A 13353-nucleotide genomic window follows, 5' to 3' on the forward strand; every position below is an offset into this window, starting at 1 on the left:
GTCACCGTCCGTATCCGGGGCGCTGAGGGACCGTGCGCCAGAGCGGGGAGTGGGTCTCTTCGGGCGAGGGTGGCGCGGACTGCTTCCACGTGCCGCCGGAGATGTAGAGGATCATCACGTTCAGCACGGCCGCGACCGGGACCGCGAAGAGCGCGCCCGGGATGCCCGCGAGCAGCGACCCGGTCGCGACCGCGACGACGACGCCGAGCGGATGGACCTGCACCGCCGTGCCCATGATGAGCGGCTGGAGGACGTGCCCCTCGACCTGCTGCACGAGCAGCACGACGCCGAGCATGGCCAGGGCGATGCCCCAGCCGTTGTAGACGAGCGCGACGAACACGGCGAGCGCGCCGGTGACCACCGCACCGACGATCGGGATGAAGGAGCCGAGGAAGACGAGCACGGCGATCGGGATCGCGAGGGGCACGCCGAGCAGGAGCGCGCCGAGGCCGATGCCGACCGCGTCGATCGCGGCGACGAAGATCTGCACCTTGACGAAGCTCTCGAGCGTGGCCCAGCCCGCGCGCCCGGCGCCGTCGATCGCGGCCCGCGCCCGGCGCGGGAAGATGCCGACGACCCAGTTCCAGATGTGCCGGCCGTCGATGAGGATGAACAGCGTCGCGAACAGCGCCATGAGCAGGCCGGCGACGAAGTGCCCGACCGACGAGCTGACCGAGAGCGCGCCGGTCACGAGCACGCCGCTGTCCTGCTGCACCGAGGTGACCACCTGCTGCACCATCTGGTCGAACTGGTCGGGCGTGATGTGCAGCGGGCCCTCGAGGAGCCATGCGCGGAAGTCCTCCCACGCGATGACGGTCTGGTCGGCGAGGTCGCCCGACCCGCGCACGATCTGCGAGATGCCCAGCGTGAGCAGCCCGCCGACCACGACGAGCGTCGCGAGCATGGCCGCGGTGACCGCGAGCCACTTGGGCCAGCGGTGGCGCTGGAGGAACTGCGAGAACGGCACGAGCAGCGCCGACACGAGCACGGCGACGAGGATCGGGATGATCACCAGTCGCAGCTGGATGATGAGGAAGATCGCGACGGCGAGCACGCCGCCGATGAGCAGCAGGCGCCACGACCATGCGGCCGCGACCCGCATGCCGTAGGGCACGGAGGTCGCGGCATCCCGGATCGGCTCGGCAGCGGTCGTCTCCGGCGCGCGGGCGGCACGGCGTGCGCGCTGCCGCCGCACGCGCGAGGCCCCGTTCCCCTCGGTCACCGTCTCAGTCTAGGCGCGGCACTCGCCCCCTTCCGTCCGATGTCGGCACCCCCCGTTAGGGTCGGAGCATCATGGTCGACAGCGTCAGCCCCGCCCTCGCTCGCCGCATCGCGCTCGCCGCCCAGGGCTTCGGCCGTCCGGCGCCGGAATCGCCCGGCACCCGGCAGCTCGCCGGCATGGTCGACCGGCTCGGCCTGCTCCAGATCGATTCGGTCAACGTCTTCGAGCGCAGCCACTACCTCCCCGCCTTCAGCCGGCTCGGCCCGTACGATCGGGCGGCGCTCGACCGGCTGTCGTGGGGGCGCCGCGGGCGCATGGTCGAGTCGTGGGCGCACCAGGCCGCGTTCATCCCGCGCGAGCTCTGGCCGCTGTTCGAGTTCCGCCGCGACGAGTTCCGGCGCAAGGGCAGCCAGTGGGGCGGCTGGCTCCACGAGAACCGCTCGCTCGGCGACTGGCTGCGTGCCGAACTCGCCGCGAACGGTCCGATGCGCGCGAGCGAGATCGAGCATGATGCCAACGAGCGCAGCGGGTCGTGGTGGGGCTGGTCCGACGTCAAGCGCACGCTCGAGTGGATGTTCCTCGTCGGCGAGGTGGTGTGCGTGGAGCGGGTCCGGTTCGAGCGGGTCTACGCACTGCCCGAGCAGGCGCTCGCGCCCGAGTTGCTCGAATCGCCCGTGCCCGAGGCCGAGGCGGTGCGCGAACTCGTGCGGCGCGCGTCCGTCGCCCTCGGCATCGCCACCGAGTCCGATCTCGCCGACTACTGGCGCATGAAGCGGCCGCCCGTGCGCGCCGCGATCCGCGAGCTCGAGGCGGCGGGCGAGCTGCTCCCGGTCGAGGTGCCCGGCTGGGTCACCGGGTCACGCGCCACGCCGGCCTGGCTGCACCGCGACGCCCGGCGACCCCGGCGTATCGAGGCCGCGGCGGTGCTGTCGCCGTTCGACCCGGTGGTGTGGTTCCGACCGCGCACCGAGCGACTGTTCGACTTCCACTACCGCATCGAGATCTACACGCCCGAGGCCGACCGCAAGTTCGGCTACTACTCGTTGCCGGTACTCGTCGACGATGCCGTGGTCGGCCGCGTCGACCTCAAGAGCGACCGCAAGGCCAAGGTGCTCCGCGTCCAGTCGGCGTGGATGGAGCACGGCGCGCCCGACGAGACGGCGGCGCGGCTGCTGCCTGTGCTGGCCCGGGCCGCCGCATGGCAGGGGCTCGACGACATCGAGGTGGTCGGCCGGGGCGACCTCTCCCCCGCACTCCGCGCCGAGCTCACCGCCGCCTGAGCGCGCGGCGGCGCGCGAGCTAGAAGCTCCCGCCCATCTCGTGGAGGCGCTGCACGCGCTCGCGGATCGGCGGGTGCGTGGCGAAGAGCCGGTCGATGACCCCGGGCTTCAGCGGGTCGGCGATCCAGAGGTGGGCCATCGAGGTGTTCTGGCGCTGCATCGGCCGGCCGTACGCCTCGAGCTTCAGCAGGGCGCTCGCGAGCGCGTCGGGGTGGCGGGTGGTCATGGCGCCCGTGGCATCCGCCAGGTACTCGCGCTGGCGCGACACGGCGAGCTGCACCATGCTCGCGACGAGCGGCGCGACGAGCATCGCGACGAGTCCGAAGACCATGACGATCGGGTTGCCGTTGTTGTTGCGCCCGAAGAAGGCCATGCGCAGGAACATGTCGGCGATGAAGCCGATCGCCACGACGAGCCCGAACACGATCATCGAGAGCCGGATGTCGTAGTTGCGCACATGGCCGAGCTCGTGTGCCATGACGCCCTCGAGCTCGGAGTCGTCCATGATCTCGAGCAGCCCCGTGGTCGCCGCGACGACCGCGTGCTGCGGGTCGCGCCCGGTCGCGAACGCGTTGGGCGCGGGGTCGGAGATCACGAACACCCGTGGCATCGGCGTCCCGGTCGTGATCGAGAGGTTCTCGACGGTGCGCCACAGCCGCGGATGCTCCGAGACGCTCCGGATCTCGACGGCGCCCGACATCGACAGCGCCTGCCGGTCGGCCGTGTAGTACTGCAGCAGCGCGTAGCCCGTGGCGATGACGAGGGTGATGACGACGATCGTGAGGTCGCCGTAGATCACCGACGCGAGGTAGCCGAGCCCGCCGACGATCGCGAGGAAGAGGAGGATCGTGAAGACGGTGTTGCGCTTGTTCCGGGCGATCGCACGGTACATCGGCTAGAACTGCACGCGCGGCGGCTCGGCGATCGCCGCGGCCTCCGTGACCTCGAAGAACTCGCGCTCGTGGAACCCGAGGCCCCGCACGAACAGCGTGTTCGGGAACACCTTGATCTTGGTGTTCAGCTCGCGCACGCCGCCGTTGTAGAAGCGCCGCGAGGCCTGGATCTTGTCTTCGGTGTCGACGAGCTCGCCCTGCAGCTGCAGGAAGTTCTGGCTGGCCTGGAGCTGAGGGTAGGCCTCGGCGACCGCGAAGATCGACTTCAGAGCCTGCTGCATGTGGTTCTCGGCGACGCCGGCCTCGGCCGGGCCGTGCGCCTGCAGCGTCTCGGCGCGCGCCTTCGTGACGTTCTCGAAGACCGCCTTCTCGTGCGCCGCGTAGCCCTTGACCGCCTCGATGAGGTTCGGGATGAGGTCGGCACGGCGCTTGAGCTGCACCGTGATGTCGCTCCAGGCCTCGTCGACGCGCACGTTCAGCGTGACGAGGGAGTTGTAGGTCGCCCAGAGGTAGATGCCGATCACCAGGACGAGCACGACGACGATGATGAGCGGGATCAGCCATTCCATGGCGCGGACTCCTGGTATTCGCGTTCGATCGGGTGCTCCGATCCTATCGAGCATCTGGGGGTCCGGTCCGAGTTCACATGGGACTCCGAGCCACCGCTCCACGCGCACCCGGCGTAGGCTCGGGCTCGGGAGTGGGAGGGCGCATGGCGGATCACGCCGACCCGGCGTCGTCGGCGATCGTCGTCGAGGACCTGCACGTGCGGCGCGTCGGGATCCCGGTGCTGCACGGGCTCTCGCTCGCGGTCCCCCGGGGCCGGATCGTCGGGCTGCTCGGGCCGAGCGGGAGCGGCAAGACGACGCTCATGCGTTCCATCGTCGGCGTGCAGGTCGTCGACTCGGGCTCGATCCGGGTGCTCGGCCGTCCCGCCGGCTCGCGCGAACTCCGGCGGCGCGTCGCCTACGTCACCCAGCAGGCGAGCGTGTACGACGACCTCACGGTGCGGCAGAACCTCGCGTACTTCGCCCGCATCCTCGGCGCCGCGCCATCCGACGTCGACCGCGCCATCGAGCGCACCGAGCTGGGCCCGCACGAGCGCAGGCTCGCCGGCTCGCTCTCGGGCGGCCAGCGCAGCCGCGTCTCGCTCGCCGCCGCGCTGCTCGGCGAGCCGGAGGTGCTCGTGCTCGACGAGCCGACCGTCGGGCTGGACCCGGTGCTGCGCGTGCAGCTCTGGACCCTCTTCCACGAGCTGGCCGCCGCCGGCGCCACCCTCCTGGTGTCGAGCCACGTCATGGACGAGGCCCGGCGCTGCGACCGGCTGCTGCTCATGCGCGACGGCGAGTTGCTGGCCGACGACACGGTCGAGGGCGTGCTCGCCTTCACGGGCACCGCCGATGTCGAGGCGGCGTTCCTCGAGCTGATCGCGCGGGGTGAGCCCGACCTGCAGCCGCACGGGCGGCACCTGCGCCACGAGTCGGGCACGGAGGCGTCGGGATGAACCTCGGACGCACCCTCTCGACGACCGGCCGCGTGCTCGGCCAGATCCGCCACGATCCGCGCACGATCGCGCTCCTGCTCGTCGTGCCGAGCCTGCTGATCGGGCTGGTGGCGTGGATCTTCACCGACACCGACGTGTTCCAGACCATCGGCCCGGCGATGATCGCCCTGTTCCCGTTCATCGTGATGTTCCTCGTGACGAGCATCGCGACGCTCAGGGAGCGCCGCAGCGGCACGCTCGAGCGGCTGTTCTCCATGCCGATGGGCAAGGGCGACTTCATCCTCGGCTACGCGCTCGCGTTCGGCCTGCTCGCCGTCTTCCAGACGGCGATCGCCGTCTCGTTCGCGGTCTGGGTGTGCGGCCTCGAGATCGCGGGCTCGATCTGGCTGCTGTTCGCCGTCACGGTGGCCGACGCGCTGCTCGGCACGGCGCTCGGCCTCCTCGCGAGCGCGTTCGCGCGCACCGAGTTCCAGGTCGTGCAGTTCATGCCGCTGCTCGTCTTCCCGCAGATCCTGCTCGGCGGCATCTTCATCCCCCGCGACCAGCTGCCCGACGTGCTCGAGGCGATCAGCGACTGGCTGCCGCTGAGCTACGCGATCGACGCGCTGACGGCCGTCGCAACCGCATCCGAGGACGCCGCGTGGATCTGGGCGCGCATCCTGGCGATCGGCGCGTGGATCGTGGGCTCGATCGTGCTCGGCTCGATCACGCTGCGCCGGCGGACGCCGTAGGCCCGGCGTCGGTCGCGGCATCCGCCCGGCCCTCGCCGAGGACCCGGTCGAGGTACGGGTTCGCGAAGCGTCGGTCGGGGTCGAGCTCGTCGCGCACGCGCAGGAAGTCGTCGAACCGCGGGTACGCGTCGCGGAGCGTCTCGGCGGTCATCGTGTGCATCTTGCCCCAGTGCGGGCGGCCGCCGAACCCGCGCATGATGGCCTCGACGGCCGCGAAGTACTCGGTCGGGTCCTCGCGGACGTAGCGGTGCACGGCGACATAGCCCGTCTCGCGCCCGAAGGCCGTCGAGAGCCAGTTGTCGTCGGATGCCGCGGCCCGCACCTCGATCGGGAAGCCGATGCGCCATCCACGCCGCTCGATGAGTGCGCGCACCTCGCGCACGGCCTCGGGCACGGCTTGAAGCGGGATGGCGTACTCCATCTCGCGGAAGCGCACGGCACGGTGCGTCGTGAAGACCGCGGGCGAGACATCCGTGAACTCGCGGTTGCCGGTGAGCTTGTCGGTGATCCGCGCGATGCGCGGCACGGCCGGCGGTGCGGCGCGGCCGACGGTGCACGCGACCTGGAACAGGCCGTTCGCGACGAGCTGGTCGTCGACCCACCGCCTGGCCCGCCCGAGCGGCGCCCTCGGCGCGTCGCCGGGCAGGCGCGTGTTGGTCTTGGTGAGCGCCGTGTCGGTGTGCGGGAACCAGTAGAACTCGAAGTGGTCGCGCTCGCGGACGCGTTCGTCCCACTCGTCGAGCACGAGGTCGAACGGCTCGGGGCGCTCGACCGCGTGCAGCACGAACCGCGGCACGAGCTGCAGGGTCACGTCGACGAGCACGCCGAGCGCACCGAGGCCGAGTCGCACCGCGGGCAGCAGCTCGGGCCGTTCGGACTCGCTCACGCGCAGGAGCTCGCCCGTGCCGGTCACCAGGGTCGCCGCGGCGACCTGCGTGGCGAGGCCGCCGAACGCGAGCCCCGTGCCGTGGGTCCCGGTCGAGATCGCCCCGGAGATCGTCTGCCGGTCGATGTCGCCCATGTTCGCCATCGCGAGGCCGTACGGCTCGAGCAGGTACCGGAGCCGGTGCAGCGGGGTGCCCGCGCCGAGCCGCACGAGGCCGGTCGCGGCATCCGCCTCGATCACGCCCGACAGGTCGGCGAGGTCGAGCTGCACGTCGGGCGCCACCGCGATGCCCGTGAAGCTGTGCCCCGAACCGACCGGCTTCACGCGCAGGCCGGATGCCGCGGCCGCCTGCACCGCGCGCTGGACCGCGCCCGCGTCGGCCGGGCGCTCGACCCGGATGGGGCGCACCGCCTCGGTCCTGCCCCAGTTCCGCCACACCGCGCCCGTCGCCGTCATAGGAACGCCTTCCCCTCGCCTCGGTAGGTGGGAACCGCGGCGACGACCTCGTCGCCGTCGACCACCGCGAACTCGTTCAGGTGCTCGGCGAGCTCGCCCGACTTCGTGTGCCGGAACCACACCCGATCGCCGGGCCGGAGCCGAGCCGCCGCCGCGCCCTCGACCGGGGTCTGCACCTCGCCCGCGGCCTCGCGCGCGAGCATCCGCAGCCCTTCGGGCCAGACGGCGAGCGGGAGCCGGTCGGCGCCCGGCGGACCCGACGCGACCCATCCGCCGCCCAGGATCGTCGCGTGCCGGGGGCTCGGGGTGCGCACGACGTCGAGCGCGAACGCCGCCGCGGGCGCCGGCGCGAAGTGGGCGTACCCGTCGAACAGGTGGCCGGCGAGGATGCCCGAGCCGGCCGCGACCTCGGTCACGGACGGGTCGGCGGCGGTCGCCTCGAGCGAGCCCGTCCCGCCGCCGTTGACGAACTCGAGTTCGGCGTGCCGGCGCACCTCGGCGACCGCAGCTGCGCGGCGTTCGACGAGCTCGGGCATCGAGCGCGCCTGCATCCACCGGTTCACGGCGCCCGCGACGGGCCTGCCGGGCGGCTGGTTCGCGATCCCCGCGACCTGCGCCTCGTAGGCCATGACGCCCACGAGCCGGAAGCCCGCGCGCCCGGCGATGTACGCGGCGAGCGCACCCGCATCCTCCGGATGGTGCACCGGCGAGCGGCGCACGCCGAGGTGGCCGAGCAGGGGCGCCTCCCACGACGCATCGAGCTCGAGGCAGACGCGGACCTCCTCGCGATCGGCGGGCGCGAGCACGGCATCGACGAGGTCGAGCTGGGCGGGCGAGTCGACCATGACGGTGATGCGCCGGGCGAGGTCGGGGTCGGTGGCGAGGCGACGGATGGCGCCCGCCTCGGCCGTGGGGTAGCCGACCACGAGGTCGTCGAGCGTGGGCAGGCGCTCCGCGAGCCAGATCGCCTCGCTCAGCGTGTACGCGAGCACGCCGCGGTATCCAGGCAGCCTGAGCAGCGCGTCGATCACCTCGCGCACGCGGATGGACTTCGTCGCGATCCGGATCGGCGTGCCGCCGGCGCGGCGCGTCATGTCGGCGGCGTTGTGCCGCAGCGCGCCGACGTGGAGCGCGCCGACGGGCGCGTCGAGGTGCCGCGTCGCCTCGGTCAGCGCGGGCCAGTGCCGTGACGGATGGCGCCACGTCGCGTCATCCGTCGTCGCGGCACTGCCCCGCAGGTCGAGCCCGGCCATCAGCGCACGCTCCGCACGCGCGAGACCGCGAGCGCGCCTGCGAACGTGAAGGCGGCGCAGAGCACGAACACGGGCGTGAACGAGCCCGTGGCGGCCACCGCGAGCGCGCCGAGGAGCGGCCCGATCGACTGGGGCACGGCTGTGGCGATGTTCATGATCCCCAGGTCCTTCCCGCGCGAGGCCGGATCGGGCAGCACCTGCGTCGCGAGCGCCTGGTCGACCGAGAGGAAGCAGCCGTAGCCGAGCCCGAGCAGGCCAGCGGCGGTCATCGCGGTGCCGAGCCCCGGTGCGACGGCGAGAAGCAGGGCCGCGAGGCCCTGCAGCAGCGCCGCGAGGAACACGAACAGCCTGCGCCGGCCCAGCCGGTCGGAGAGCCTGCCGAACCCGAGCGACGCGAGGATGACGAAGACCATGTAGACGAGCGTGAGGACGATGAGGTCGTCCTCGGCGTTCGCGTCGCCGAGGCCGAACATCAGGAAGTACAGCAGCAGCCCGGTGCCGAGCGCGTTCCCGATCGAGACGAGCACGCGGCTGAGCAGCGTCCAGCCGAAGTCGGGGTGGCGGCGCGGGCTGATCCAGAGGCTCGCGACGACGTGGCGGGCGGTCACGCGGGCGCGTTCCCCCGCATCGAGGCGCGCGTCGGGCACGAACAGGAACGGCACGGCGAGCAGGACCAGCGCTCCCGCCACGACGGCGTAGCCCGCCGCAGCACCCGTCACCACCATGGTGACCAGCAGCAGGCCCGCGATGATGCCGACCGCCTGCGGCGCCGACATCCAGCCCGAGACGAAGCCGCGCTGGCCGACCGGCACCTGGTCGGAGATGGTCGCGGTGAGCGCGGCCGTCATCACGCAGAAGCCGATGGTGGCGAGCACCCACGCGGCGCCGATCGCCCACAGCTGGGTCTGGAGGCCGAGCAGCACGAGCGCGCCCGCGAACAGCAGCGCGCCCCCGGCGATCCACGGGCGTCGGCGACCGAATCGGGAGGCCGTGCGGTCGGAGAGCGCGCCCGTGAGCGGGTAGGCCACGATCACGAAGACGGCCGCGATGCCCGAGACCACGCCGAACGCGACGACGCTCTCGATCCAGTCGTCGGGATGCAGCCGCGCATCGATCTGCGCCGGCAGGAGCAGCTGCACGGGCGTGAGCTGCGCCATCCAGATGCCGAGCCAGGCGCTCGCGAACGCGGCGATCCATCCGGCGCCCACGCGGCGGGTGGGTTCGGCGAACGCGTCGTGCGCGGCCGGTGCGGCCGCGGCGTCGAGGTCGGTCACGGGGTCTCCGCCATTCTCGAGAGGGCGTCGGCGGCCGCGCGCGCGACCGCCCGCGCGGCGTCGTCGTCGCGGTGGACGAGCCAGGTGAGGGTCAGCCCGTCGGTGAACGCGACGAGCACGCCCGCCGCCTCGGCGACGGGCACGCGCCAGGTCGCGCCCGCGCGCTCGGCCGCGGTCGCGAGCGCCGACTCGGCGAGCTCGGCGTAGCGGCGGTACTGCGCGACGGCCAGCGGATGGCGCTCGGGCGAGCGCAGCGCGTACTGCGTGAGCTCGAGCATGGCCTGCTCGTGCTCGGGGTCGGCGGCGAGGTGGTCGAGGTAGCGCAGGAGCCCGGCCTCGAGCAGGTCGCGCAGGGTGGTCTCGCCGTCGGGCTCGGGCGCCGGCAGCACCGCCGCCTGCTCGCGTGCGACGACGGCCGCGATCAGCTCGTCGACGAAGGCGTCGCGCGAGTCGAACGCGTAGTGGAAGCTCGCGAGCGACATCCCGGCCTCGGCGACGATCGCGCGGGTCGAGGCCTTCGCGAGCCCCTCGCGCGCGACGACGCGCAGGCCCGCGTCGAGGAGGGCGACGCGGCGCTCGGCGGCGGGGATGCGGGGCACGGCGCTCCTCTCGACCTCGTCGCCGTCGGACTGGGACACTCGTCCCAGTCGCACCAGTATGCCCGCGGCGCGAGCGACGCACCAGCCCCGGGCACTACGCTCGCCTCATGCGTCTCGGGGTACTCGACGTCGGTTCCAACACCGTGCACCTGCTCGTGGTCGACGCCCACCCGGGCGCCCGCCCCATCCCCACGGCCTCGAACAAGTCGGTGCTCCGGCTCATGCGCTACCTCGACCCCGACGGCTCGATCAGCGAGGTCGGCGTCGAGGCGATCCTCGAGGCCGTGCGCGAGGGCGCGAAGGTCGCCCGCGAGTCGGGCATCGACGAGCTGCTCGCGTTCGCGACCTCCGCCATCCGCGAGGCGACGAACGGCGCCGAGGTGCTCGCGCGCATCGAGGAGGCCGCGGGCATCCACCTCGACGTGCTGAGCGGGGCCGACGAGGCGCGCATCACCTTCCTCGCCGTGCGCCGATGGTACGGCTGGTCGGCCGGCCGCGTGCTGCTCTTCGACATCGGCGGCGGCTCGCTCGAGATCGCGCACGGCGGCGACGAGGTGCCGGATGTCGCGCGCTCCGTCCCGCTCGGCGCGGGCCGTTCGACCATCGAGTTCCTGCCCGACGACCCGCCCACCGACGAGCAGGTCGCCCGCCTGCGCGAGCACGCGCGGGGGGTGCTCGAGGAGACCGTGCGCGAGATCGGCGGGATCCCCGAGACCGATCACGTGGTCGGCTCGTCGAAGACCATCCGCTCGCTCGCCAAGCTCGCCGGCGGCACCGAGGAGGGCGTCGGCGCCGAGGAGCGCAGCATCCTGAAGCTCTCGCAGCTCGACGACTGGATCCCGCGCCTCGCGCGCATCCCCGCCGACGCGCGCCCCAACCTGCCGGGCATCACCGCCGACCGCACGTTCCAGATCGTCGCGGGCGGGGTCGTGCTCTCCGAGACGATGCGCGCGTTCAAGGCGAAGGTGCTCGAGGTCTCGCCGTGGGCGCTGCGCGAGGGGCTCATCCTCCGGCGCCTCGACCGCATGGAGTGACCTGCGGGCTGCGCTCCGTCAGGCGGCGGGTGACGCCGGAAGCGTGAGGTAGCCGGCCTCCAACGTCCGCAGGAAGTCCCACGTGTCGAGCTCGGGATCGTCGACGTGCATCCGCCAGCTCCAGTACGTCCATGCCGTGGCGGGGCCGAACGCGCGGAGGTGCGCCTCGGCGATCCGGCGGTTGTAGGCACGACGCTCGTCATCGGGCATCGTCGCGAGCGCGGCCTGCTTGGTGTCCAGGCACCACTCGCCGACCAGCACGGGGAAGTGCCGCGTGGCCTCGGCGAGCGTGTCGCCGAACGTCCGGGCGATGTACTCCTCGTAGCCCGCGGGGTCGCGCTGCCCGGCCATCATCACGTACATGTGGGTGTCCACCGCGAAGTTCTCGAACTCGCCCGAGTCGAGCACGCCGTACCACTCGGGCATCCGGAACCCGTCGTGGAACACGACGCGCACCCCGGGGGCGGCCGCGCGGATCCGACGGTACGCGTCGCGGTAGAACCCGACGAGGAACTCCGTGGGCACGCCCTCGGACCCCTTCGCGCGCTCGGGCTCGACCGCGGGATAGCGCTTCGGCACGTCGAGGAGCGCCCACAGCGCCGGGGAGATGGGCTCGTTGAGCACCTCGATGCCCCAGAGCCCGGCTCGGCCGCCGTACCGCGCGGCGAGACGCTCGAGCACGGTCAGGGCGAACTCGACGTGCTGCGGCTCCTGGTGGAACCGGCACACGCCGCACAGTCCGCCGTTGTCGAACCCGTTCTGGCTCTCGGGCACGGTGTGCAGGTCGACCAGCACCTGGATCCCGTAGTGCTCCGCCCAGTCGAGCGCGCGATCCACGTACTCGATGCAGCCGACGAACGGCGGCACGTCGCCGAACACGAAGAACGGGACGGGCAGGCGCACCAGTCGCACCCCGCGCGCCGCGAGGTACGCGAAGTCCCGCCCGGTGATCCACGTGTCGCGATGCACCGAGAACCGTTCCCGACGAGCGACGTCGCCGAGCGCATGCGTGAGGTGCCACTCGTCCTCGGCGTCCGTGCCGGCGAACAGCTCCGGCGCCATCCACTTCTCCAGCACCAGCCAGTTGCCGAGGTTGACGCCGATCGTCTGGTTCATGTCGTTCCCTTCTGGGTGTTCGGGTGGGTCTGCTCGATCCGGGCCCGGGGCAGCACGTCCTCGCCCTGTGCGGCGAGGAACGCGATGAGCGACTCGCGCACCTGGAACTTGAGCACCTCGACGGCGTCGCTGGCCGCACTGAACTGCGCGAGCAGGACGACCCCGGCGGGGGCGGTGTCGCCGACGCGCAGCTCGGCGACCCGGCCGTCCCAGAGCGGCGACGCGGCGAGGATCCGGGTCAGCTCGGTCCGGACCGCCGGCACGGGGACGGCCCATCCCGTGGTCACGGCGACCTCGCCGATGGCGGTGTTCCCCGAATGCGACCAGTTCTCGAACGGGGTCGTGGTGAAGTACGTGCAGGGCAGGATGAGCCGGGTCTCGTTCCAGATCTGGATGACGATGTAGGTGAGCGTGATCTCCTCGATCCGCCCCTGGCGCCCCTCGACCACGACGATGTCGCCGACGCGGATGCCGTCGGTGAACGCGATCTGGATGCCCGCGAACATGTTCGCGAGGCTCGTCTGCGCCGCGAGCCCGGCGATGATCGAGAGGATGCCCGCCGACGCGAGCACCGTCACCCCCACCGCGCGGACGCTCGGGAACGTCCAGAGGGTCGCGCCGATCACGAGGGTGGCCACGGCGGCGATCGCGACCCGCTGGATGAGGGCGATCTTGGTGCGCACGTGCCGTGAGCGCTCGTCGCGCAGTCCCGTCTCCGGATGCTTGGCGAGCGCGGCCTTCGCGGCCGTGCGAACGAGGACGACCGCGAGCCATCCGATCGACCAGATCTGCACGATGGTCAGCAGGTGGGCGAGGCCGGGTGCCCAGCGCCGGTCGGCCTCGGCGACCACCGGCTGGATGGCGGAGGCCATGATCACGGCCACCACCGGCGACTGCCAGAGGCGGCCCGAGAGCACCGTGAGGTTCCAGCGGCGGGCGGCGCGTCGCAGGAGGAGCACCACGAGCACGCCGAGGACGAAGGCGCCCGCGAGCAGGCCGAGTCCGAGCAGGAGCAGCTCGGACGCCGATGCCGCGCTCAAGTCGATCGTCATCGCGAACCCCTCCGGTCGGCGGGAACGACTGGAACCGACCGTAGGCAGGTCGC

Annotated in this window: 13 protein-coding genes; 4 read left to right on the forward strand and 9 right to left on the reverse strand. The window is 72.4% G+C overall.

Annotation, left to right across the window (positions count from 1 at the left end; translation table 11 throughout):
• Position 1 precedes the first annotated feature (1 nt).
• Entirely contained in the window at positions 2–1222 is a 1221-nt protein-coding gene (locus JOD46_RS14370; protein WP_307835054.1) for an AI-2E family transporter, read from the reverse strand.
• 71 nt (positions 1223–1293) lie between these two features.
• On the opposite strand from JOD46_RS14370, the gene JOD46_RS14375 reads away from it, so the two are divergent.
• A complete protein-coding gene (locus JOD46_RS14375) occupies positions 1294–2502 on the forward strand; it encodes a winged helix-turn-helix domain-containing protein (protein WP_204395193.1) in 1209 nt (402 codons plus the stop codon).
• A gap of 19 nt (positions 2503–2521) precedes the next feature.
• On the opposite strand, the gene JOD46_RS14380 is transcribed toward JOD46_RS14375, so the two are convergent.
• Both JOD46_RS14380 and JOD46_RS14385 read right to left on the reverse strand, forming a co-directional pair.
• Positions 2522–3394, reverse strand: coding sequence for a M48 family metalloprotease (locus JOD46_RS14380; protein WP_204395194.1), 873 nt, complete (start codon positions 3392–3394; stop codon positions 2522–2524).
• Between the two features lie 3 nt (positions 3395–3397).
• Positions 3398–3964, reverse strand: coding sequence for a LemA family protein (locus tag JOD46_RS14385; protein WP_204395195.1), 567 nt, complete (start codon positions 3962–3964; stop codon positions 3398–3400).
• Positions 3965–4107: 143 nt separating this feature from the next.
• On the opposite strand from JOD46_RS14385, the gene JOD46_RS14390 reads away from it, so the two are divergent.
• Entirely contained in the window at positions 4108–4899 is a 792-nt protein-coding gene (locus JOD46_RS14390; RefSeq protein WP_204395196.1) for an ABC transporter ATP-binding protein, read from the forward strand.
• Complete coding sequence (locus JOD46_RS14395; protein ID WP_204395197.1) at positions 4896–5630, forward strand: ABC transporter permease; 735 nt, start codon at positions 4896–4898, stop codon at positions 5628–5630. The genes JOD46_RS14390 and JOD46_RS14395 overlap by 4 nt, the downstream gene beginning before the upstream one ends.
• On the opposite strand, the gene JOD46_RS14400 is transcribed toward JOD46_RS14395, so the two are convergent.
• The 4 genes from JOD46_RS14400 to JOD46_RS14415 are packed head-to-tail and all read right to left on the reverse strand — an operon-like array spanning position 5605 to position 10098.
• Positions 5605–6972, reverse strand: coding sequence for a D-arabinono-1,4-lactone oxidase (locus JOD46_RS14400; protein WP_204395198.1), 1368 nt, complete (start codon positions 6970–6972; stop codon positions 5605–5607). The genes JOD46_RS14395 and JOD46_RS14400 overlap by 26 nt on opposite strands.
• Complete coding sequence (locus JOD46_RS14405; protein WP_204395199.1) at positions 6969–8225, reverse strand: alanine racemase; 1257 nt, start codon at positions 8223–8225, stop codon at positions 6969–6971. Before JOD46_RS14405 ends, JOD46_RS14400 begins: the two co-directional genes overlap by 4 nt.
• Positions 8225–9499, reverse strand: a complete 1275-nt coding sequence (locus tag JOD46_RS14410) for an MFS transporter (protein WP_307835055.1) — start codon at positions 9497–9499, stop codon at positions 8225–8227. The genes JOD46_RS14405 and JOD46_RS14410 overlap by 1 nt, the downstream gene beginning before the upstream one ends.
• Positions 9496–10098, reverse strand: coding sequence for a TetR/AcrR family transcriptional regulator (locus JOD46_RS14415; protein ID WP_204395200.1), 603 nt, complete (start codon positions 10096–10098; stop codon positions 9496–9498). The genes JOD46_RS14410 and JOD46_RS14415 overlap by 4 nt, the downstream gene beginning before the upstream one ends.
• Positions 10099–10205: 107 nt before the next feature.
• Between JOD46_RS14415 and JOD46_RS14420 the strand changes: the two genes are divergently transcribed.
• On the forward strand, positions 10206–11132 hold the full coding sequence (locus JOD46_RS14420) for a Ppx/GppA phosphatase family protein (protein ID WP_204395201.1): 927 nt from the start codon (positions 10206–10208) through the stop codon (positions 11130–11132).
• An 18-nt stretch (positions 11133–11150) separates the two neighbouring features.
• On the opposite strand, the gene JOD46_RS14425 is transcribed toward JOD46_RS14420, so the two are convergent.
• Together JOD46_RS14425 and JOD46_RS14430 are read right to left on the reverse strand one after the other, a co-directional pair.
• On the reverse strand, positions 11151–12248 hold the full coding sequence (locus JOD46_RS14425; protein WP_204395202.1) for a glycoside hydrolase family 5 protein: 1098 nt from the start codon (positions 12246–12248) through the stop codon (positions 11151–11153).
• Positions 12245–13300 (reverse strand): mechanosensitive ion channel family protein, encoded by a 1056-nt coding sequence (locus JOD46_RS14430; RefSeq protein ID WP_204395203.1) that lies wholly within the window; start codon positions 13298–13300, stop codon positions 12245–12247. The genes JOD46_RS14425 and JOD46_RS14430 overlap by 4 nt, the downstream gene beginning before the upstream one ends.
• Between the last annotated feature and the right edge of the window lie 53 nt (positions 13301–13353).

It is taken from the genome of Agromyces aurantiacus (genome assembly GCF_016907355.1).
GTDB lineage: Bacteria > Actinomycetota > Actinomycetes > Actinomycetales > Microbacteriaceae > Agromyces > Agromyces aurantiacus.

What these genes read in the sequence shown, in the direction of transcription:
- JOD46_RS14380 (WP_204395194.1), bottom strand. Translation starts at nt 3,394, where the DNA reads ATGTACCGTGCGATCGCCCGGAACAAGCGCAACACCGTCTTCACGATC.
- JOD46_RS14425 (WP_204395202.1), bottom strand. Translation starts at nt 12,248, where the DNA reads ATGAACCAGACGATCGGCGTCAACCTCGGCAACTGGCTGGTGCTGGAG.
- JOD46_RS14405 (WP_204395199.1), bottom strand. Translation starts at nt 8,225, where the DNA reads ATGGCCGGGCTCGACCTGCGGGGCAGTGCCGCGACGACGGATGACGCG.
- JOD46_RS14375 (WP_204395193.1), top strand. Translation starts at nt 1,294, where the DNA reads ATGGTCGACAGCGTCAGCCCCGCCCTCGCTCGCCGCATCGCGCTCGCC.
- JOD46_RS14430 (WP_204395203.1), bottom strand. Translation starts at nt 13,300, where the DNA reads ATGACGATCGACTTGAGCGCGGCATCGGCGTCCGAGCTGCTCCTGCTC.
- JOD46_RS14385 (WP_204395195.1), bottom strand. Translation starts at nt 3,964, where the DNA reads ATGGAATGGCTGATCCCGCTCATCATCGTCGTCGTGCTCGTCCTGGTG.
- JOD46_RS14390 (WP_204395196.1), top strand. Translation starts at nt 4,108, where the DNA reads ATGGCGGATCACGCCGACCCGGCGTCGTCGGCGATCGTCGTCGAGGAC.
- JOD46_RS14420 (WP_204395201.1), top strand. Translation starts at nt 10,206, where the DNA reads ATGCGTCTCGGGGTACTCGACGTCGGTTCCAACACCGTGCACCTGCTC.
- JOD46_RS14395 (WP_204395197.1), top strand. Translation starts at nt 4,896, where the DNA reads ATGAACCTCGGACGCACCCTCTCGACGACCGGCCGCGTGCTCGGCCAG.
- JOD46_RS14400 (WP_204395198.1), bottom strand. Translation starts at nt 6,972, where the DNA reads ATGACGGCGACGGGCGCGGTGTGGCGGAACTGGGGCAGGACCGAGGCG.